Origin of the sequence: Streptomyces sp. NPDC012466 (assembly GCF_042955215.1) — a bacterium.
Classification (GTDB): Bacteria; Actinomycetota; Actinomycetes; order Streptomycetales; family Streptomycetaceae; genus Streptomyces.
Window position 1 is genome coordinate 506,364 of the sequence record NZ_JBIBEQ010000006.1, and the last position, 16,855, is coordinate 523,218.

The window sequence follows — 16,855 nt, forward strand, 5'->3', positions numbered from 1 at the left end:
TCTGGGAACGAGTGCCCCCGATAGACCCCAGATGGGCGGGTAAGCAGCAAAATACGGCCGTGCAGGGGCTGTTGACGCCCCGCGCAAACCACCCTTTCGGGCCATACGCCGATCACCGGCGGCGCCGAAGTCACCACCCTGCATGATGGACGTATGCGAGCAGTGGTGCAGAGGGTGGACGGCGCGAGCGTCGTCGTGGACGGCGAGACCGTGGGGGCGATCGAGGGCGAGGGACTGTGCGTCCTCGTCGGCGTCACCCACGAGGACACCAAGGAGAAGGCGGCCCAGCTGGCCCGCAAGCTCTGGTCGATCCGCATGCTGCACGACGAGAAGTCGTGCAGCGACATCGACGCCCCGCTCCTGGTGATCAGCCAGTTCACCCTCTACGGCGACGCCCGCAAGGGCCGCCGCCCCACCTGGAACGCCGCCGCCCCCGGCGAGGTGGCCGAGCCCCTCGTCGACGAGGTCGTCGCCCAACTGCGCTCTCTGGGCGCGACGGTGGCCACGGGCCGCTTCGGAGCGGCGATGCGCGTATCACTGACGAACGACGGCCCGTTCACCGTGCAGCTCGACATCTGACCCGAAAGAATTACAGGCCTCGGGGCCGAAGATCCACCAGGAGGGTCCTACGGCTCGACGACGACTTCCTGGGCCGCCGCCGTGTCACCGGCCACCAGGGGCGCGTCCACCGCCACGTTCCGCTTCACCAGGGCGAGGGCGATCGGGCCGAGTTCGTGGTGGCGGGCGGACGTCGTGACGAAGCCGATCCTGCGGCCGTCGGGGCCGTCCTCCGCGAGCCGGAGTTCCGTCCCGGCCGCGGGCAGATGGACCTCGCTGCCGTCGAGGTGCAGGAAGACCAGCCGGCGCGGCGGCTTGCCGAGGTTCTGCACCCGGGCGACCGTCTCCTGACCCCGGTAGCAGCCCTTCTGCAGGTGCACCGCCGAGCCGATCCAGCCCAGCTCGTGCGGGATGGTGCGGTGGTCGGTCTCGAAACCGAGGCGGGGCCGGTGCTGCTCCACGCGCAGCGCCTCGTGGGCGAGGATCCCGGCGGGCGGCCCGGCCTGCGCCGCGTAGGACTCCAGGTCGGCGCGGGGCAGGAACAGGTCCCGGCCGTGCGGCGTCTCCCGTACGACGACGCCCTCCGGGACCTCGGCGATGGAGCCGGCCGGGAGGTGGACGATCGCGATGTCGTCCGTGCGGTCGGCGACCTCGACCTTGTAGAAGAACTTCATCGACTCCAGGTACGCGATCAGCGCCTCCTGGGTGCCCGGCTCCACATGGGCCCAGACCGTCCCGCCGTCGTCCACGAGGTACAGGGCGTGCTCGATGTGGCCGTTCGCGGAGAGGATCAGCGCCTCGGTGGCCCGGCCCGCCGGGAGGTCGCTGACGTGCTGGGTGAGCAGCAGGTGCAGCCAGGCGAGCCGGTCCTCGCCGGTGACGGCGACGACCCCCCGGTGCGAGAGGTCCACGAATCCGGTGCCGTCGGCGAGGGCACGCTGCTCACGGAACAGGTCGCCGTAGTGGGCGGCGACGGCTTCGTCCACGCCCTCGGCGGGGACGGCGCCGGGCAGGGTCAGCAGGGGGCTCTTCATATCCGTAAGCCTACGACTCGGTAGTTGAAGCCTTGAGCGTGCAGTCCTCGCAGCGGCCGAAGATCGCGAAGTGCTTCATGTCGGTGTCGAAGCCGAACGTCTGCCGCAGCTTGTCGGTGAACTCGGCGGCCACCGACACGTCCGCCTCGATCACGTTCTGGCAGTCGCGGCAGACCAGGTGGAGGTGGTGGTGCCGGTCCGCGAGGTGGTACGTCGGCGCGCCGTGCCCCAGATGCGCGTGACTGACCAGGCCGAGCTCCTCCAGGAGCTCCAGCGTCCTGTACACCGTGGAAATGTTGACCCCCGACGCCGTCTTCCTCACTTCCACGAGGATGTCGTCGGGGGTCGCGTGCTCCAGGGTGTCCACGGCTTCGAGCACGAGTTGCCGCTGCGGGGTCAGCCGGTAACCGCGCTGCCGCAGATCGCTCTTCCAGTCGGTGCTCACCACACCCCTGAGTCTAGGACTACTTGAAGAAAGCGATGCCGTCGTCCGGCATGTCGTCGGGCAGGGCCTTCGCCCAGCGCTCGACCTCCTCCGGGGTGACGACCTTCTTGAGGTGGGCGGACATGTAGGGGCGCAGCTCGACCTCGGGGGTCTGCTTCTCGCCGACCCACATCAGGTCGCTCTTGACGTAGCCGTACAGCCGCTTGCCGCCGGTGTAGGGCTGGGAGGCGGCCGTGCGGGCCACCGCGTCCGTCACGAGGTCGATCTGCGGCTTCTTGTCGGCCAGCTCGCCGTACCAGATCTCGATGACGCCGTCGTCGCGGGTCATCGTCACCTCGACCTTGCGGTCGGCGTCGATCCGCCAGTAGCCGTGCTCGGACTCCAGGGGGCGGACCTTGTTGCCGTCCTGGTCCAGCACCCAGCTGTGGGACTGGTACTCCAGGAAGTCCCGGCCGTCGTGGGTGAAGGTGACCTCCTGCCCGAAGTTGCACTTCTCGGAGCCGGGGAAGTCGTGCACGCCGGCGCCCGCCCAGTCGCCCAGCAGGAAGGCGAGCGGGACGAGGTCCTTGTGGAGGTCGGACGGGATCTCGATCATGGGAACTTCCTAGACGGGGGTCAGCGCTGGCCCTGGTACAGCTTCTTCACGGTCAGTCCGGCGAAGGCGAGGACGCCGACGGCGACCAGGACCAACAGGATTTCGAAGAAGATCTCCACGGGGTGCTCCTTGAGCGGGGTGCGAATGGGTGCACAGGGCCGAGCCCAGCTTACGCGGGCCCCTTCGGCACTACGATTCCGGCTATGGCGAAGAAGCTGGTGATCAAGGTGACGGCGGGGGCAGACGCCCCCGAACGGTGCTCTCAGGCGTTCACGGTGGCGGCGGTCGCCGTCGCCAGCGGCGTCGATGTCTCCCTGTGGCTGACCGGGGAGTCGGCCTGGTTCGCCCTGCCCGGTCGCGCCGCCGAGTTCGAGCTGCCGCACGCGGCTCCCCTGCCCGACCTGCTCGACTCCCTCCTCACCGCCGGCCGCGTCACCCTGTGCACGCAGTGCGCGGCCCGCCGCGAGATCACGGAGCAGGACGTGATCAAGGGGGTCCGCATCGCGGGGGCGCAGGTCTTCGTCCAGGAGGCGATGGCGGACGGGACGCAGGCGCTCGTCTACTGAGACTCCGTGTACAGGCAGAACGGGTGCCCGGCCGGGTCCAGCAGCACCCGGACGTCGTCCTGCGGCTGGAAGGCGGCGAGACGGGCCCCGGCGGCGACGGCCCGCGCCGTCTCCCCCTCCAGGTCGTCGACCTCGATGTCGAGGTGGATCATCATCTGCTGCCGGTCCGGACCGCTCGGCCAGACGGGCCGTACGTACGCGGGTTCGGTCTGGAAGGACAGCCCCGTGCCGCCGTCGGGCGGCCGGATGTGCACCCAGTCCGGGCCGTCCTCGCCCGGCCGGACGCCCCAGCCGGGCAGCAGCCGCAGGTAGAAGTCCGCCAGCTCGCGCGCGTGCGGTGCGTCGAGGGTCGCCGCGGTCAGTCGCATGGAACCCGGCTACCCGCGGCGGGCCGGACGACGCCGTTCACCGCGGGCGCTTCTTGCCGTCCAGCTCGTCCCACCACTCGTCGGACTGGGCATCCCCGGAGGGGTCGTCCCACCACCGGTCGTCCGGCCCGCGCCGGTTCGCGACCATGGCCGCCACGGGCGGGATGACCATGGCGACGACGCACATCCCGACGGCGACGGGAACGGACCACAGGCGGACGACACCCCAGGCCAGGACGAAGAGGCCGATGCAGAGGCCCATCATCGCGAAGTACGTGTGACGCCGCCGTGCGTACATACGTCCAGCGTAGGTCCGGGCAGGCCGAAGGGCCGCACCCCAGGCGTCCAACCCGAGGGGTGCGGCCCTTCGAGGACCGATCGCCGTCAGACGGCGATCGCGACCTCCGCCAGGCCGCCCTGCTGGGCGACGACCGTGCGGTCGGCGGTGGCGCCGGGCACGAGGGCGCGAACGGTCCAGGTGCCCTCGGCCGCGTAGAAGCGGAACTGTCCGGTCGCCGAGGTCGGCACCTCGGCCGTGAACTCGCCGGTCGAGTCCAGCAGACGGACGTAACCCACCACGGGCTCGCCGTCCTTGGTCACCTGACCCTGGATGGTGGTCTCACCGGGCTTGATCGTCGAGGCGTCGGGGCCGCCGGCCTTCGCACCGCACATGTCGTACTCCTGAAGTCTGGAAAGGTCGGTCGGGGTTGCTTACTTGTTGGCGCCGAGCTCGATCGGCACGCCCACGAGGGAGCCGTACTCGGTCCAGGAACCGTCGTAGTTCTTGACGTTCTCCACACCGAGGAGCTCGTGCAGCACGAACCAGGTCAGCGCGGAGCGCTCACCGATGCGGCAGTAGGCGATGGTGTCCTTGGCCAAGTCGACGCTCTCCTCGGCGTAGAGCTCCTTGAGCTCCTCGTCCGACTTGAAGGTGCCGTCGTCGTTGGCGTTCTTGGACCACGGGATGTTGCGGGCGGACGGGACGTGGCCCGGGCGCTGCGACTGCTCCTGCGGCAGGTGGGCCGGGGCGAGCAGCTTGCCGGAGAACTCGTCGGGCGAGCGCACGTCGACGAGGTTCTGCGAACCGATGGCGGCCACGACGTCGTCGCGGAAGGCACGGATGGACGTGTCCTGGGCCTTGGCCTTGTAGTCCGTCTTCGGGCGCTCCGGCACCTCGTCGCCGGCGACCAGCTCGCGGGCGTCGAGCTCCCACTTCTTGCGGCCGCCGTCGAGGAGCTTGACGCTCTCGTGGCCGTACAGCTTGAAGTACCAGTAGGCGTAGGAGGCGAACCAGTTGTTGTTGCCGCCGTAGAGGACCACGGTGTGGTCGTTGCCGATGCCCTTGTCGGACAGGAGCTTCTCGAAGCCCGCCTGGTCGACGAAGTCACGGCGGACCGGGTCCTGAAGGTCCTGGGTCCAGTCGATCCGGATGGCGTTCTTGATGTGGTTCTTCTCGTAGGCGGACGTGTCCTCGTCCACCTCGACGATGGCGATGGTCGGGTCGTCCAGGTGCTCCTGGAGCCAGTCGGCGTCGACCAGGACGTCGTTGCGGCTCATGCTTCTTCTCCTCCGGGGCAGTTACGGCGGGGGCGTGCGAGGTCTGCAGGGCGCACCCTTGAGGCAGGGCGGCGCACGGGTGCCCTGGATGCAGGGCTGCGGGGATGCGCGCGCCGGCGCGACTGCCGACGCGATCGCTCAGAAGGTGCGACAGAGCATGGCGGCGACGCGGCACAGGTCTACTGCCCGCCGCTTCGTGAGGTCCGCCTGTCGCTTCATAGCGTCGATCGTAGGGACGGTCGGGCGGGCGTGTCACCGGTGTGTCGCATGCTGAGACGAGACAATCCGCCATATGGGATCGGAGGGGCTGCCGAGGTGCTCCCCGCACAGCGTCCGGCCGATCGCGTTCCCCGCCGCATCTACGCTACGGACATCGCCGTCTCGCCCACCGGACAGTGCTGGTCGGTCCGCCGTGCGCCTTCCTACCCGGCCAGCCGGACGTCCGAACCCTTCACCGTGATCTCGACTCCGTCCGCAGCCGCCTGGACCGTGTCCAGCTTGATGCCGCCGGGCAGGCCGTCGATCTTCTGCTGGAAGTCGGTGATCGCCCGGACGCGGTTCTCGGCGATGTCGACACCGCCGAACTTGGGCAGCCCGTCGGCGTGCACGCGGACCGTGCCGTCCACGACCTTCACCGTGCTCAGCACGGAGACCGGCTCCGGCAGCTTGGTGCCGAGGACCGTGGCCTCGACGGTGACCTTGATCTTGCCGTTGCCGCCGTCGGAGAGGCCGACGACCTTGGCGGTGACGCCCGGGGCGACCTGGGTGGGCTCCGACTTCGCCGTCTTCAGCAGCTCGTCGTAGGCGATGGTCGCGGTGCCGGTGGCGGTGGAGGCGGTGGCCGAGCTGTAGTCGCCGGAGAACTCGACGCCCTTCATGTCGGCCTGGAGGTCGTCGATCCGTATCTTCTGGTCGCCGTTGCCCGCGGCGGCCTCGTAGTCCTTGATGCCGACCTCGATGTCGTCCAGGGAACCGCCGACGACCTGGGTGAGGAACGGGAAGCCCTTGATCGACACATCGGGGGTCTGCGACAGGTTCTCCGTCGTCTTCAGCCGGTCGGCGGCCTCGTCCTCGGCGAAGCCGACCGCGACACGGTCGGCGATCACGAAGAGCCCGCCCAGGATCACGACGAAGATCAGCAGTATGCGCAGTGCTCGCATTGCGGTGTTTCCCCTACCCAGTCGGTTAGACGGCGGTCCCTGACGACCGGGCGGCCGTCCCTTGCGCGAGGGTAACCCTGCGGGGAAGAGGAACCGGAGGATTGTTGATCATCTGTGACAGGGCGGGCGCCCGGCGTCCTGTCGCGGCCGGATCTACGCCAGCGCCCTGCCCAGCACGTACACCGCCGGTGCCGCCGCGGCCAGCGGCAGGGCCACACCCGCCGTGAAGTGGACGAAGCGGGACGGATAGTCGTAGCTCGCCACCCGGTGGCCGATCAGGGCGCAGACGGCGGCGCCCGCGCCGAGGAGGGCCCCGGAGGTGCCGAGGTCCGTGAGCGCCCCGGCCGCGATGCCCGCACCCGCCGCCGCGAGGAGGGACACCACCACCGAGGCAGGCGTGGGCAGCGGCAGCGCGCGGGCCAGGACGGCCACCGCCACGGCCACCGCGCCCACCGTCACCGCGTCCGCGGCGGCCGCGAGGTAGCCACCCGCCACGATCGCCAGCGCCGAGGCCGCGACCGTCGCCATCAGGCCGTACATCCGCTCGTCCGGGTCGGCGTGCGATCGCAGCTGAAGGACCAGCGCGAGCAGCACCCACACCCCGAGCGTGCCGAGGATCGCCGACGGGGAGCGGCCCGAGGCCAGCAGCGCCGCGTCCGCGGCCAGCGCGCCCGCGAAGCCCAGCGCGATGCCCTGCCGGGCCGGCCACATCCCGTTCAGCCGGAACCAGCCCGCGGCGGTGACGGCCTGGAGGATCACCAGCGGCACGAGCAGCGCGTACGTCCCGACCGCCGCGGCACCGGCCAGCAGCAGCCCGAGCAGCGCCGTCAGCGCGGCCGGCTGCACCCCGGGCTCGATGATCGGGGAGCGCCCCTCCGCCCGGGCCCGCTGGGCGTCCGTCACGCGCGTGTTCCCGCCGACGGTGGCCGGGCCGTAGCCGGCGGCGTCGGGGGCGTCGTCGTCAGCCGGAGCCGCGTACCCCTGCGGCGCCTGGGGCGGCTGCGGGGCCTGCGGTGCCTGGGCCTGCAGGTACGCCGTCTCCTCCGCCGTCACCGGCGCGGACACCGGCTGGTGCGTCTGCGTCTCCCAGGTCTGGCCCTGCCACTGCTGCGTGTACTGCTGAGCGGCGTGCGGGTCGTCGTAGCCCTGGTAGCCCTGTCCGGGCCACGCCTGCGGAGCCTGGGGCTGCTGCGGGTGCTGTTGCTGTGGGTGCTGCTGCGGTTGTTGCTGCTGCCCGTGGGACCGGTACGGGTCGTAGGGCTCGTAGGGGCCGTAACCCTCATTCGGCTGGTTGGTCATCGCTCATCCTCCTGCGAACGGCGGGAGCACCTCGACCGTGCCGCCGTCGGCCAGCCGTACCGTCTCATGTCCGCGGGTGCCCACGGGGTCGCCGTCCACCAGGAACGAGCAGCGCCGCAGGACGCGTTCGAGTTCACCGGGGTGGCGCTCGCGCACCGCGTCGAGCGCCTCGGCCAGCGTGGCCGCCTCGTACGGCTCCTCGGCCACCCCGGCCGCGGCCTTGGCGGCGGCCCAGTAGCGCACCGTGACCTTTGGCATCTGCTTCCTCAATCGCACCGTCGCAGCGGACTCACACCAGTCTCACCACGGGCTCACCCGACGGTGAACCCCGTCAGGCTAGCCCGCCCGGCCCGCGACCCACTCCCCGATCCGGGCCAGCAGCTCGTCGCCGGCCGCGTGCTCGGCATGTCCCATCTCCGGCTCCAGCCACAGTTCGCCCTGGTCACCCGCGGCGGCGGCCAGCATCCGCGGGTGGTCGACGGGGAAGTAGCCGTCGGCCTCGCCGTGCACGATCAGCAAAGGGGTGGGAGCGATCCTCGGCACCGCCTCGACCGGAGAGAGCGGGACCGGGTCCCAGGCCCGGTGGTGGATGCGCGTACCGAAGCCGTACCGGCCGACCACCCGTCCCTCGGGCCGCGTCACCAGCCAGTGCAGCCGCCGCATGGGGGCGGTCCCCCGGTAGTACCAGCGGGCCGGTGCGCTGACCGAGACCACCGCGTCGGTCTGTTCCCGGTGCAGTGCCGCGTGCCGGAGCACCACCGAGCCGCCCATCGAGAACCCGACCGTCCCCACGCGCGCGTGGCCGAGCTCCCGCGCCCACCGCACCGCCGCCGCCAGGTCGAGCACCTCCCGGTCCCCGACCGTGGACCGTCCGCCGGACGCCCCGTGGCCCCGGAAGGAGAACGTCACGACCGCCCCGTACCGGGCGAAGGCCTGTGCCACCCGTCGCACGTGCGGCCGGTCCACGGCCCCGGTGAAGCCGTGGGCGACGACGAACACGGGGTGACGGGAAGGCCTCCCGGAGGCGTCGTATACAGCGGGACCCGGGTCGTACGCGGCGTCGATCGTCACACCGTCGGAGGTGCGCAGAAACGTCCTCGACGGCTTGCGAACAGGCGTTCCAGCAGCCGTCTCGGAGTTCGGACGATCGGTGGAACGCGCCACATGACCTGCCGGACCAGAGCTCATGTGGGCTATTCTGCTGGGCAGAGGACTCGGGCAACGTAGCCCCCGGGTCCTTTTGTGCTTTCGGAAGCGTTGTATACGACGCGGGAAACCGCAGGTGTACGGGGCCTTCGGGATCGCAGAGCGGTGCTGTGCCAACAAACGTCCTCGCAGGGACCGAGGAGGAACCAGACATATGAGTTCTCTGCTGCTCCTGACCAACGCCCTCCAGCCGTCGACGGAGGTGCTCCCCGCCCTCGGCCTGCTCCTGCACAACGTGCGTGTGGCCCCCGCGGAGGGCCCCGCCCTCGTCGACACCCCCGGCGCCGACGTCATCCTCGTCGACGGCCGGCGCGATCTGCCACAGGTCCGCAGCCTCTGTCAGCTGCTGCGTTCCACCGGGCCGGGCTGCCCGCTCGTCCTCGTCGTCACCGAGGGCGGCCTCGCCGCCGTCACCGCCGACTGGGGCATCGACGACGTCCTGCTCGACACCGCCGGCCCCGCGGAGGTCGAGGCGCGGCTGCGCCTGGCCATGGGGCGTCAGCAGATCGTCAGCGACGACTCCCCCATGGAGATCCGCAACGGCGACCTGTCGGTCGACGAGGCGACGTACTCGGCCAAGCTCAAGGGCCGCGTCCTCGACCTCACCTTCAAGGAGTTCGAGCTCCTGAAGTATCTCGCGCAGCACCCCGGCCGCGTCTTCACCCGCGCCCAGCTGCTCCAGGAGGTCTGGGGCTACGACTACTTCGGCGGTACGCGCACGGTCGACGTGCACGTCCGGCGGCTGCGCGCCAAGCTCGGCCCCGAGCACGAGTCACTGATCGGCACCGTCCGGAACGTGGGTTATCGATTCGTTACGCCGGAGAAGGTGGAGCGCGCCGCCGAGGAGGCGAAGGCCAAGGCGGCCAAGGCAAAGACAGACAAGGCGGACGAGTCGGCCGCCCTGGACGCCGTCGAGGTCCACACCGAGGCGTGAGGAGGCGTATCGCGCCGCCGACCTGGGCATCGCTTCCCGCACGGGGTGCCCCGGACGGCGGTCGGGATATCGTACGGAACCTCCTTTACGCCCTGCCCGGAGCAGGTATATCCGCGTAGACTCCGCGCGTGGCCAAGGTGACTCGGGATGATGTGGCGCGGCTGGCAGGGACTTCCACTGCCGTGGTCAGCTATGTCATCAACAACGGACCCCGGCCGGTCGCCCCGGCCACGCGCGAGCGTGTCCTCGCCGCGATCAAGGAACTGGGGTACCGGCCCGACCGGGTGGCCCAGGCGATGGCGTCCCGGCGCACGGACCTCATAGGCCTGATCATCCCGGACGCCCGCCAGCCCTTCTTCGGGGAGATGGCGCACGCGGTCGAACAGGCCGCCTCCGAGCGCGGGAAGATGGTCCTCGTCGGCAACACGGACTACGTGGGCGAGCGCGAGGTCCACTACCTGCGGGCCTTCCTGGGGATGCGCGTCTCCGGCCTGATCCTCGTCAGCCACGCGCTCAACGACCTGGCCGCCGCCGAGATCGAGGCCTGGGACGCCCGGGTCGTGCTGCTGCACGAACGGCCCGAGGCCATCGACGACGTCGCCGTCACCACGGACGACCTGGGCGGCGCCGAGCTCGCCGTCCGGCACCTGCTGGAGCACGGCTACGAGTACGTCGCCTGTATGGGTGGCATAGCCGAGACGCCCGCCGTCGGCGACCCGGTCTCCGACCACGTCGAGGGCTGGCGCCGCGCGATGGACGACGCCGGGATCTCCACGGAGGGCCGCCTCTTCGAGGCCCTCTACAACCGCTACGACGCCTACCAGGCCGCCCTGAAGATCCTCTCGGGCCCCGAGCGCCCGCCGGCGATCTTCTGCTCCACCGACGACCAGGCCATCGGCCTGCTGCGCGCGGCGCGCGAGCTGCGCATCGACGTCCCCGGGGAGCTGGCGGTGGCCGGCTTCGACGACATCAAGGAGGCGGCGCTGACCGACCCGCCCCTGACGACGATCGCGTCCGACCGTTCGGCGATGGCCCGGGCGGCGGTGGACCTCGTCCTCGACGACGGGCTGCGGGTCGCGGGGGCCCGGCGGGAGCGGCTGAAGGTGTTCCCGTCACGGCTGGTGACCCGGCAGTCCTGCGGCTGCGCATAGCCTCCGGCGGGTGAGCCCCGGGCCTCTTTATATCGGGCATACGAGGTTCTGTCGGGCTTCTCAGGGAGCACTCAGGAAGCTCTCATGGTCGGGCGGCAAGCTCGATGCCATGACCGAGAGCTTCCACCGCAGTGGCGAGTACGAGAACCCTTACGAGGGTCAGCAGCAGGCCCCGGTGAACCCCGAGTGGCCGCCCCCGCCGGCGTACGCCCCGGCCCATGCTCCGCATCCGAAGAAGCGCGGCCGTGGCCCCCTCGCCCTGATCGCCGCCGTGGCGATCGTGGCGGCGGCGATAGGCGGCGGCACCGCCTACGGCATCCAGGAGCTGACCGGCAACGACACCGTCGCCTCCAGCTCCACCAGCACCAACGTGGTCCCGTCCAGCCAGAAGGGCACGGTCGCCGGGGTCGCGAAGGCGGTCAGCCCGAGCATCGTCGAGATCAGCGCCGACTCCAACGCCGGGTCTTCCACCGGTTCCGGCGTGATCATCACGAGCGGCGGTGAGATCGTCACCAACAACCACGTCGTCGCCGGCGCCTCGCAGATCAAGGCGACGACCAGCGACGGCAAGTCCTACACCGCGAAGATCGTCGGCACCGACAGCAAGAAGGACCTGGCGCTGATCAAGCTGGAGAACGCCTCCGGCCTGAAGGCCGCCACGCTCGGCGACTCCGCCGGGCTCCAGGTCGGTGACCAGGTCGTCGCGATCGGCTCCCCCGAAGGGCTCTCCGGCACCGTCACCAGCGGCATCATCTCGGCCCTCGCCCGTGACGTCACCGTCCCGACCGAAGAGGGCCAGGAGCAGGGCCAGGGCCAGCAGTGGGGGCAGGGCCAGGGGCAGGGCGACCAGTGGCCGTTCGAGTTCGGCGGACGCCAGTTCAACGGCGACACCGGGTCCAGCACGACGACGTACAAGGCGCTCCAGACCGACGCGTCGCTCAACCCGGGCAACTCCGGCGGGGCGCTGATCGACATGAACGGCAACATCATCGGGATCAACTCCGCGATGTACTCGCCGACGAGCCAGGCCTCCTCGTCCTCCGACGCGGGCAGTGTCGGCCTGGGCTTCGCCATCCCGATCAACACCGTCAAGGCCGACCTCGCGAAGCTGCGGGCGGGTGCGACCGACTGAAGTCCACGGACCGAGTTCCACCGACCGAGTTCCATCGGTTGAGTTCCATCGAGCGAGGAGTACGGCGATGATCCAGCACATCGCACACGCGGAGCCGGGCGGGGACCCGGCGGGGATCGGGCCGGCCCTGGCGGTGGCGCACGAACTGCACGCACCGGCGGGCCGGGCGCCGGGGGTGGCGTCGAGGGCGGCCGCCACGGCGACCCGTAGGACGAGCCGGTCCGCGAGGGCCCGGCGCAGGGCGTCGCGGGGCTGACGCTCCTCCCGTCGCCGCCCGCCGACGTGCGACGCTGAGAGCGTCACAGCAGCACCCCCGTCCCCCTTCACCCCCGAGGACCCCCGACCCATGAGCCCCGCAGACGGCGACCGTGACCCGCAGCGCATCCTGATCGTCGACGACGAGCCGGCCGTACGCGAAGCGCTCCAGCGCAGCCTCGCGTTCGAGGGGTACGGGACCGAGGTCGCCGTCGACGGCGCGGACGCGCTGGACAAGGCGGCGGTCTACCGGCCCGACCTGGTCGTCCTCGACATCCAGATGCCGCGCATGGACGGCCTGACGGCGGCCCGCCGCATCCGCGCCACCGGCGACACCACGCCGATCCTGATGCTCACGGCCCGTGACACGGTCGGCGATCGTGTCACCGGCCTCGACGCGGGCGCCGACGACTACCTGGTCAAGCCCTTCGAGCTCGACGAACTCTTCGCCCGCATCCGCGCGCTGCTGCGCCGCAGCTCCTACGCGGCGGCCGTGGGCGCGGCCGGCCCGGCCGACGAGGACGCGCTCACCTTCGCCGACCTGCGCATGGACCTGTCCACGCGCGAGGTCACGCGGGGCGGACGCCAGGTGGAGCTGACCCGCACGGAGTTCACGCTCCTGGAGATGTTCATGGCACACCCGCGCCAGGTCCTCACCCGGGAGCAGATCCTCAAGGCCGTCTGGGGCTTCGACTTCGAGCCGTCGTCGAACTCCCTGGACGTGTACGTGATGTACCTGCGGCGCAAGACCGAGGCGGGCGGCGAGCCGCGGCTCGTGCACACGGTGCGGGGTGTCGGTTACGTGCTGCGGCAGGGCGGCGCGGAGTGAGTTCCCCGATGGTCGTGCGGCGGTTCCGCTCCCTGCCGATCCGCTCACGACTGGCCCTGCTGGTGGCGGCGGCGGTGGCGTTCGCGGTGGCGGCGGTGTCGGTGACCTGCTGGTTCATCGTGCAGGGGAAGTTGTACGACGAGATCGACAACGACCTGAAGTCGTCGGTCGCGCCGCTGCGTCCGGGCGAGTTCCAGGCGCTCACCCACGAGTGCCTTCAGACGCCTTCCGACTCGCTGGGCATGGGGTCGCGGCCCAAGACCTACGGGCAACTGGTCCGCGTCGACGGCAAGCTGTGTCTCTTCCCGAGCTCCACGACCCAGGTGCGCGTCACCGGCGACGACAAGGCCGTGGCCAGGAACCCCGACCCGAACCAGGGCCGCATCCGCGACGGCACGGACGACCACGGCAACAAGCTGCGCGTCCTGACGACGGCGGTCGTCATCAAGGATGAGGACCTGCCGCCGGGCGTCGCCGCCGATTACTCCCTCGTCATCGCCCTGCCGCTCAAGGGAACGCAGTCCACGCTCAACGAGCTGGCGCTGATCCTCCTGCTGGTCTCCGGCGTGGGAGTGCTCGGCGCCGGAGCCGCCGGCCTGGCCGTCGCCCGGGCCGGGCTGCGCCCCGTCGACAAGCTGACGGACGCCGTCGAGCACGTGGCCCGCACGGAGGACCTGAACATCCGCATCCCCGTGGAGGACGACAGCGAGGACGAGATCGCCCGGCTGTCCCACTCCTTCAACGCCATGACCTCGGCCCTGGCCAGTTCGCGTGACCTCCAGCAGCAACTGATCGCGGACGCGGGGCACGAGCTGCGCACGCCGCTCACCTCCCTGCGTACCAACATCGAACTCCTCACCCGCAGCGAGGAAACGGGCCGCCCCATCCCCGAGGCGGACCGCAAGGCGCTGCTCGCGTCGGTGAAGGCCCAGATGACGGAGCTGGCCGCGCTCATCGGCGACCTCCAGGAACTGTCCCGCCCCGACACCGGCCAGCACTCGGGCCGGACACAGATCGTCGCCTGGCAGGACACGGTCGAGTCGGCGCTGCGGCGGGCCCGGCTGCGGGGGCCGGAGCTGACGATCAGGGCGGACATCGAGCCCTGGTTCGTCCGGGCGGAACCCTCCGCTCTGGAACGGGCGGTGGTCAACGTCCTGGACAACGCGGTGAAGTTCAGCCCGGAGGGCAGCACGGTCGAGGTCCGGCTGATCGAGGGCGTCCTCACCGTCCGCGACCACGGCCCGGGCATCCCCGCCGACGAACTCCCCCACGTCTTCGACCGCTTCTGGCGCTCCCCGAGCGCGCGGGCACTGCCGGGATCGGGCCTGGGCCTGTCGATCGTGGCACGCACGGTGCAGCAGGCGGGGGGCGAGGTGTCGCTGTCCCCGGCGGACGGCGGCGGCACGGTGGCGACGGTACGGCTGCCGGGGGCGGCGGTGCCACCGCCGGAGGATCCTCCTACTTCTTGACGTGGGCGAGGAACGACGCCCAGGGGCTCGCGCCGAACACGAGTATCGGACCGTCGGGCCGCTTGCTGTCGCGGACCGGAGCTGTGCCGGGGCAGTTGGCGGCGATCTCGAGGCAGTTCGAGGCTCCGCCGTCGCTGTAGGACGACTTGCGCCACACGACGGTGGTGAGGGCCGGGGTTCGGTTCATGGTCTGCACTCCTCCAAGAGGCGCTTGAGAAACGCTGTCGACTCCGCCGGGGTCAGCGCCGCATCCCTCACGAGATCGTAGGACAGGCGATAGGCAAGCACCTTGTCCGGATCCTGGATCAGCTCACCGAAGCCGTTGCCCTCCACATAGGCGACGGGGTCACCGGCACGCTGCCACAGCAGGATGAGGTCACTGTTCATAAGGTCGTGCACACCGGCCATGTAGGGCAGCACCTGGATTGCGACATTCGGCAGCTCCGCCGCATCCACCAGGTGCGACAACTGGTCGGTCCACACCTTCGGGTCGGGAACGGGCCGCCGCACCGCGCCTTCGTCCAGGATCACGCGCACGCTCGGCGCCGACTCGCGGTAGAGCAACTCCTGTCGCCCCATCCGCGCAGCCACCTGCTCCTCGACTTCCTCACTGTTGCCTGCCGTTGTCTGGGCGCCAGACAACCCTGACAACACCGCTCGGGCGTAGTCCTCGGTCTGGAGGAGGCCCGGCACGCGCAACTGGAACATCCACATGACCTGCGCCATCGCCTCAAGGTCCATGAACGCCTTGTACTTGTCCTTGATGACCTCCCTGCGCGCCTCCCGCCACTCACGCACCAGCAGGTCACCGCACCCGTAGTAGCTGTCCAAGTCCTCCATGACCGCCAGCTTGGACAGCCGCTCGCCTGACTCCAGGCGGCTCAGGTAGCTCTTGTCGTAGCCGGTGTCCTCGGCCAACTGCCCCAGTGACTTGCCCGCTTGTTCCCGCAGAAACCTCAGCGTCCGACCCAGGACGGCCCGGCCCCCGTCAACCATTTCCCCCACGTCACCCCTCACCGTTGTCTGAGCCCCCAGGCAACGCCTGGCCCCTTCCGCAGCGTAGGGGCATGCAGTGACGATGAGGGCACGAACGGTGATCACCGCTCGTCACACCCTGCCTTCCCCATGCCCTGAGAAGGGACGCTTCCGTGCGCCTGCGTATCGCCGGACTCTGCGAGTCGCTCCTGCTCGCCCTCGTACGGCTCCTGCTGCCCGCCCGGGGGCGGCATCGGGCCACCGCCTCTCCCCCGCCGCGGCCCATGCCCCCGCCGGTGCGCCTCCCCCGGCCTCTCCCCGCAGAACCCCTGGACATGGACACCCCCCTCGTCCGGCCGTACCTGCACGCCCTGGAGGTGTACGCATGAGGCTGCTCCCCTGGGCCGGCCCCGGCGGCAAGCCCTGCTACCTCAGCACCGACGACCCGGACAGCCGCCTCTCACGGCTCGCCGACGACATCGAGGCCGCGCAACTCGCCTCCGCCGAACAGGTCCTGGCCGGCGCCGAGGCGGTGCTCCGCGACACCGAGGCCGGGGAACGCGCCGTGCGTTTCGCGTTGGTCAGGACCTTGGAGTCGCTGGGAGACGTGCTGCGGGTCGCGGTCAGCCGGGGCGAGCGCATCCCCGGGCAGGACGCGTGACAGGTCAGTGGAAGCCGAGCATCCCGGGGGAGTCGATGTCCACCGTGACGACTCCCGGCGGATACGTGTCCTCCCGGTCCGTCAGCAGGATCGACATCCCGGTGAACTCGGCGCGAGGCAGCGCACAGTACAGGGCGTGACACCTGTCGGAGCCGCCGTAGCCGTCCCTGACCATCGTTCCGACGGTGACCGCGGCAACCGTCGTGAGGTCGTCGACGACGACCGACGAGAAGGCGAGCACCCGCCCTGCCGCGCCCTCGTCCTCCGATTCGGCCTGCACGAGGCAGAGCGCGGGAATCCGGAGGAAGTCACCCGGGGTGCGCGCCATGTTCCCGGCGAGGAGGTTCAGCGTCTTGTGGCCGTCGGCCAGCGCCCGAGTGGCACCGGTGTCGAGAATGATCACGCGGCCGAACCCCGGGCCGCGCGAACCTTCTCGGCGGCGATCTTGTAGATGTTGCCGAGGACGTCGGGTGCCCTCTCGAACTCCTCGTCACTGATGTCGGCCCCGATCACGTCACGGACGACCTGCCGGTCAGCCGCGACGCGCTCCGCGAGCTGCAGGGTGCACCCCGGCCTCCGCCCCCCTTTCACACGATCGTGCTCGGACCCGGCAACCTTTCCGTGTGGGGCGGCGACTGGTCAGCGGTCATTCCCCCACACG

The 16,855-nt window shown here is 70.6% G+C and carries 25 protein-coding genes; 10 read left to right on the forward strand and 15 right to left on the reverse strand.

The genetic code is table 11. The features are described 5' to 3' along the window. The first annotated feature begins 153 nt into the window (after positions 1 to 153). A complete protein-coding gene (gene dtd, locus ACFY9E_RS24440) occupies positions 154 to 579 on the forward strand; it encodes a D-aminoacyl-tRNA deacylase (protein WP_390987508.1) in 426 nt (141 codons plus the stop codon). Positions 580 to 626: 47 nt separating this feature from the next. On the opposite strand, the gene ACFY9E_RS24445 is transcribed toward dtd, so the two are convergent. Genes ACFY9E_RS24445 through ACFY9E_RS24455 form a run of 3 tightly spaced genes read right to left on the reverse strand, consistent with a single transcriptional unit; the run spans position 627 to position 2,632 of the window. After that, positions 627 to 1,592 (reverse strand): YgfZ/GcvT domain-containing protein, encoded by a 966-nt coding sequence (locus ACFY9E_RS24445; RefSeq protein WP_390987509.1) that lies wholly within the window; start codon positions 1,590 to 1,592, stop codon positions 627 to 629. A 10-nt stretch (positions 1,593 to 1,602) separates the two neighbouring features. Further along, the gene (locus ACFY9E_RS24450; protein WP_003991221.1) at positions 1,603 to 2,040 is read right to left on the reverse strand and encodes a Fur family transcriptional regulator; all 438 of its coding nucleotides are present in this window, start codon (positions 2,038 to 2,040) and stop codon (positions 1,603 to 1,605) included. A gap of 16 nt (positions 2,041 to 2,056) precedes the next feature. Continuing rightward, positions 2,057 to 2,632: a heme-binding beta-barrel domain-containing protein gene (locus ACFY9E_RS24455; RefSeq protein WP_390987510.1), complete on the reverse strand. Its 576-nt coding sequence runs from the start codon at positions 2,630 to 2,632 to the stop codon at positions 2,057 to 2,059. Positions 2,633 to 2,835: 203 nt separating this feature from the next. On the opposite strand from ACFY9E_RS24455, the gene ACFY9E_RS24460 reads away from it, so the two are divergent. Next, positions 2,836 to 3,198: a DsrE family protein gene (locus tag ACFY9E_RS24460; protein WP_175433350.1), complete on the forward strand. Its 363-nt coding sequence runs from the start codon at positions 2,836 to 2,838 to the stop codon at positions 3,196 to 3,198. Here the strand turns inward: ACFY9E_RS24460 and ACFY9E_RS24465 are convergent. From ACFY9E_RS24465 to ACFY9E_RS24505, 9 genes are all read right to left on the reverse strand, one after another. Then, positions 3,192 to 3,566 carry a VOC family protein gene (locus tag ACFY9E_RS24465; protein WP_390987511.1) on the reverse strand — a complete coding sequence of 125 codons (375 nt, stop codon included), beginning with the start codon at positions 3,564 to 3,566 and terminating at the stop codon, positions 3,192 to 3,194. The two genes, ACFY9E_RS24460 and ACFY9E_RS24465, sit on opposite strands and share 7 nt — an antisense overlap. Before the next feature lie 37 nt (positions 3,567 to 3,603). Next, positions 3,604 to 3,864 carry a DUF3099 domain-containing protein gene (locus ACFY9E_RS24470; RefSeq protein ID WP_390987513.1) on the reverse strand — a complete coding sequence of 87 codons (261 nt, stop codon included), beginning with the start codon at positions 3,862 to 3,864 and terminating at the stop codon, positions 3,604 to 3,606. A gap of 86 nt (positions 3,865 to 3,950) precedes the next feature. Continuing rightward, on the reverse strand, positions 3,951 to 4,238 hold the full coding sequence (locus ACFY9E_RS24475; protein ID WP_003991226.1) for a DUF1416 domain-containing protein: 288 nt from the start codon (positions 4,236 to 4,238) through the stop codon (positions 3,951 to 3,953). A 39-nt stretch (positions 4,239 to 4,277) separates the two neighbouring features. Beyond that, a complete protein-coding gene (locus tag ACFY9E_RS24480) occupies positions 4,278 to 5,123 on the reverse strand; it encodes a rhodanese-like domain-containing protein (protein ID WP_390987515.1) in 846 nt (281 codons plus the stop codon). 138 nt (positions 5,124 to 5,261) lie between these two features. Then, positions 5,262 to 5,342: a putative leader peptide gene (locus ACFY9E_RS24485; protein WP_350310325.1), complete on the reverse strand. Its 81-nt coding sequence runs from the start codon at positions 5,340 to 5,342 to the stop codon at positions 5,262 to 5,264. A gap of 203 nt (positions 5,343 to 5,545) precedes the next feature. Continuing rightward, complete coding sequence (locus ACFY9E_RS24490; RefSeq protein ID WP_390987516.1) at positions 5,546 to 6,283, reverse strand: LmeA family phospholipid-binding protein; 738 nt, start codon at positions 6,281 to 6,283, stop codon at positions 5,546 to 5,548. Positions 6,284 to 6,436: 153 nt separating this feature from the next. Further along, positions 6,437 to 7,582 carry a hypothetical protein gene (locus ACFY9E_RS24495; protein WP_390987517.1) on the reverse strand — a complete coding sequence of 382 codons (1,146 nt, stop codon included), beginning with the start codon at positions 7,580 to 7,582 and terminating at the stop codon, positions 6,437 to 6,439. 3 nt (positions 7,583 to 7,585) lie between these two features. After that, entirely contained in the window at positions 7,586 to 7,840 is a 255-nt protein-coding gene (locus ACFY9E_RS24500) for a MoaD/ThiS family protein (protein WP_283973425.1), read from the reverse strand. 78 nt (positions 7,841 to 7,918) lie between these two features. Then, positions 7,919 to 8,770, reverse strand: a complete 852-nt coding sequence (locus tag ACFY9E_RS24505; protein WP_390987519.1) for an alpha/beta fold hydrolase — start codon at positions 8,768 to 8,770, stop codon at positions 7,919 to 7,921. Between the two features lie 172 nt (positions 8,771 to 8,942). Between ACFY9E_RS24505 and ACFY9E_RS24510 the strand changes: the two genes are divergently transcribed. The 6 genes from ACFY9E_RS24510 (at position 8,943) to ACFY9E_RS24535 (ending at position 14,558) form a co-directional block, all read left to right on the forward strand. Next, the gene (locus ACFY9E_RS24510; RefSeq protein ID WP_390987521.1) at positions 8,943 to 9,722 is read left to right on the forward strand and encodes a winged helix-turn-helix domain-containing protein; all 780 of its coding nucleotides are present in this window, start codon (positions 8,943 to 8,945) and stop codon (positions 9,720 to 9,722) included. A 128-nt stretch (positions 9,723 to 9,850) separates the two neighbouring features. Beyond that, a complete protein-coding gene (locus ACFY9E_RS24515; protein ID WP_390987522.1) occupies positions 9,851 to 10,873 on the forward strand; it encodes a substrate-binding domain-containing protein in 1,023 nt (340 codons plus the stop codon). Between the two features lie 109 nt (positions 10,874 to 10,982). After that, positions 10,983 to 12,005, forward strand: coding sequence for a trypsin-like peptidase domain-containing protein (locus ACFY9E_RS24520; protein ID WP_390987524.1), 1,023 nt, complete (start codon positions 10,983 to 10,985; stop codon positions 12,003 to 12,005). 67 nt (positions 12,006 to 12,072) lie between these two features. Next, positions 12,073 to 12,261 (forward strand): hypothetical protein, encoded by a 189-nt coding sequence (locus ACFY9E_RS24525; RefSeq protein WP_390987525.1) that lies wholly within the window; start codon positions 12,073 to 12,075, stop codon positions 12,259 to 12,261. Between the two features lie 90 nt (positions 12,262 to 12,351). Next, a complete protein-coding gene (locus ACFY9E_RS24530) occupies positions 12,352 to 13,089 on the forward strand; it encodes a response regulator (protein ID WP_390987527.1) in 738 nt (245 codons plus the stop codon). A gap of 8 nt (positions 13,090 to 13,097) precedes the next feature. Next, positions 13,098 to 14,558, forward strand: a complete 1,461-nt coding sequence (locus tag ACFY9E_RS24535; protein WP_390987630.1) for an ATP-binding protein — start codon at positions 13,098 to 13,100, stop codon at positions 14,556 to 14,558. On the opposite strand, the gene ACFY9E_RS24540 is transcribed toward ACFY9E_RS24535, so the two are convergent. Both ACFY9E_RS24540 and ACFY9E_RS24545 read right to left on the reverse strand, forming a co-directional pair. Next, positions 14,548 to 14,745: a DUF397 domain-containing protein gene (locus ACFY9E_RS24540; RefSeq protein ID WP_390987529.1), complete on the reverse strand. Its 198-nt coding sequence runs from the start codon at positions 14,743 to 14,745 to the stop codon at positions 14,548 to 14,550. The two genes, ACFY9E_RS24535 and ACFY9E_RS24540, sit on opposite strands and share 11 nt — an antisense overlap. After that, positions 14,742 to 15,554, reverse strand: a complete 813-nt coding sequence (locus ACFY9E_RS24545; RefSeq protein WP_390987632.1) for a Scr1 family TA system antitoxin-like transcriptional regulator — start codon at positions 15,552 to 15,554, stop codon at positions 14,742 to 14,744. The genes ACFY9E_RS24540 and ACFY9E_RS24545 overlap by 4 nt, the downstream gene beginning before the upstream one ends. A gap of 152 nt (positions 15,555 to 15,706) precedes the next feature. On the opposite strand from ACFY9E_RS24545, the gene ACFY9E_RS24550 reads away from it, so the two are divergent. Together ACFY9E_RS24550 and ACFY9E_RS24555 are read left to right on the forward strand one after the other, a co-directional pair. After that, positions 15,707 to 15,922: a hypothetical protein gene (locus ACFY9E_RS24550; RefSeq protein WP_390987531.1), complete on the forward strand. Its 216-nt coding sequence runs from the start codon at positions 15,707 to 15,709 to the stop codon at positions 15,920 to 15,922. Continuing rightward, the gene (locus ACFY9E_RS24555; protein WP_390987533.1) at positions 15,919 to 16,194 is read left to right on the forward strand and encodes a hypothetical protein; all 276 of its coding nucleotides are present in this window, start codon (positions 15,919 to 15,921) and stop codon (positions 16,192 to 16,194) included. The genes ACFY9E_RS24550 and ACFY9E_RS24555 overlap by 4 nt, the downstream gene beginning before the upstream one ends. Positions 16,195 to 16,198: 4 nt before the next feature. Here the strand turns inward: ACFY9E_RS24555 and ACFY9E_RS24560 are convergent, their stop codons facing one another. Continuing rightward, positions 16,199 to 16,597: a hypothetical protein gene (locus ACFY9E_RS24560; protein ID WP_390987534.1), complete on the reverse strand. Its 399-nt coding sequence runs from the start codon at positions 16,595 to 16,597 to the stop codon at positions 16,199 to 16,201. Between the last annotated feature and the right edge of the window lie 258 nt (positions 16,598 to 16,855).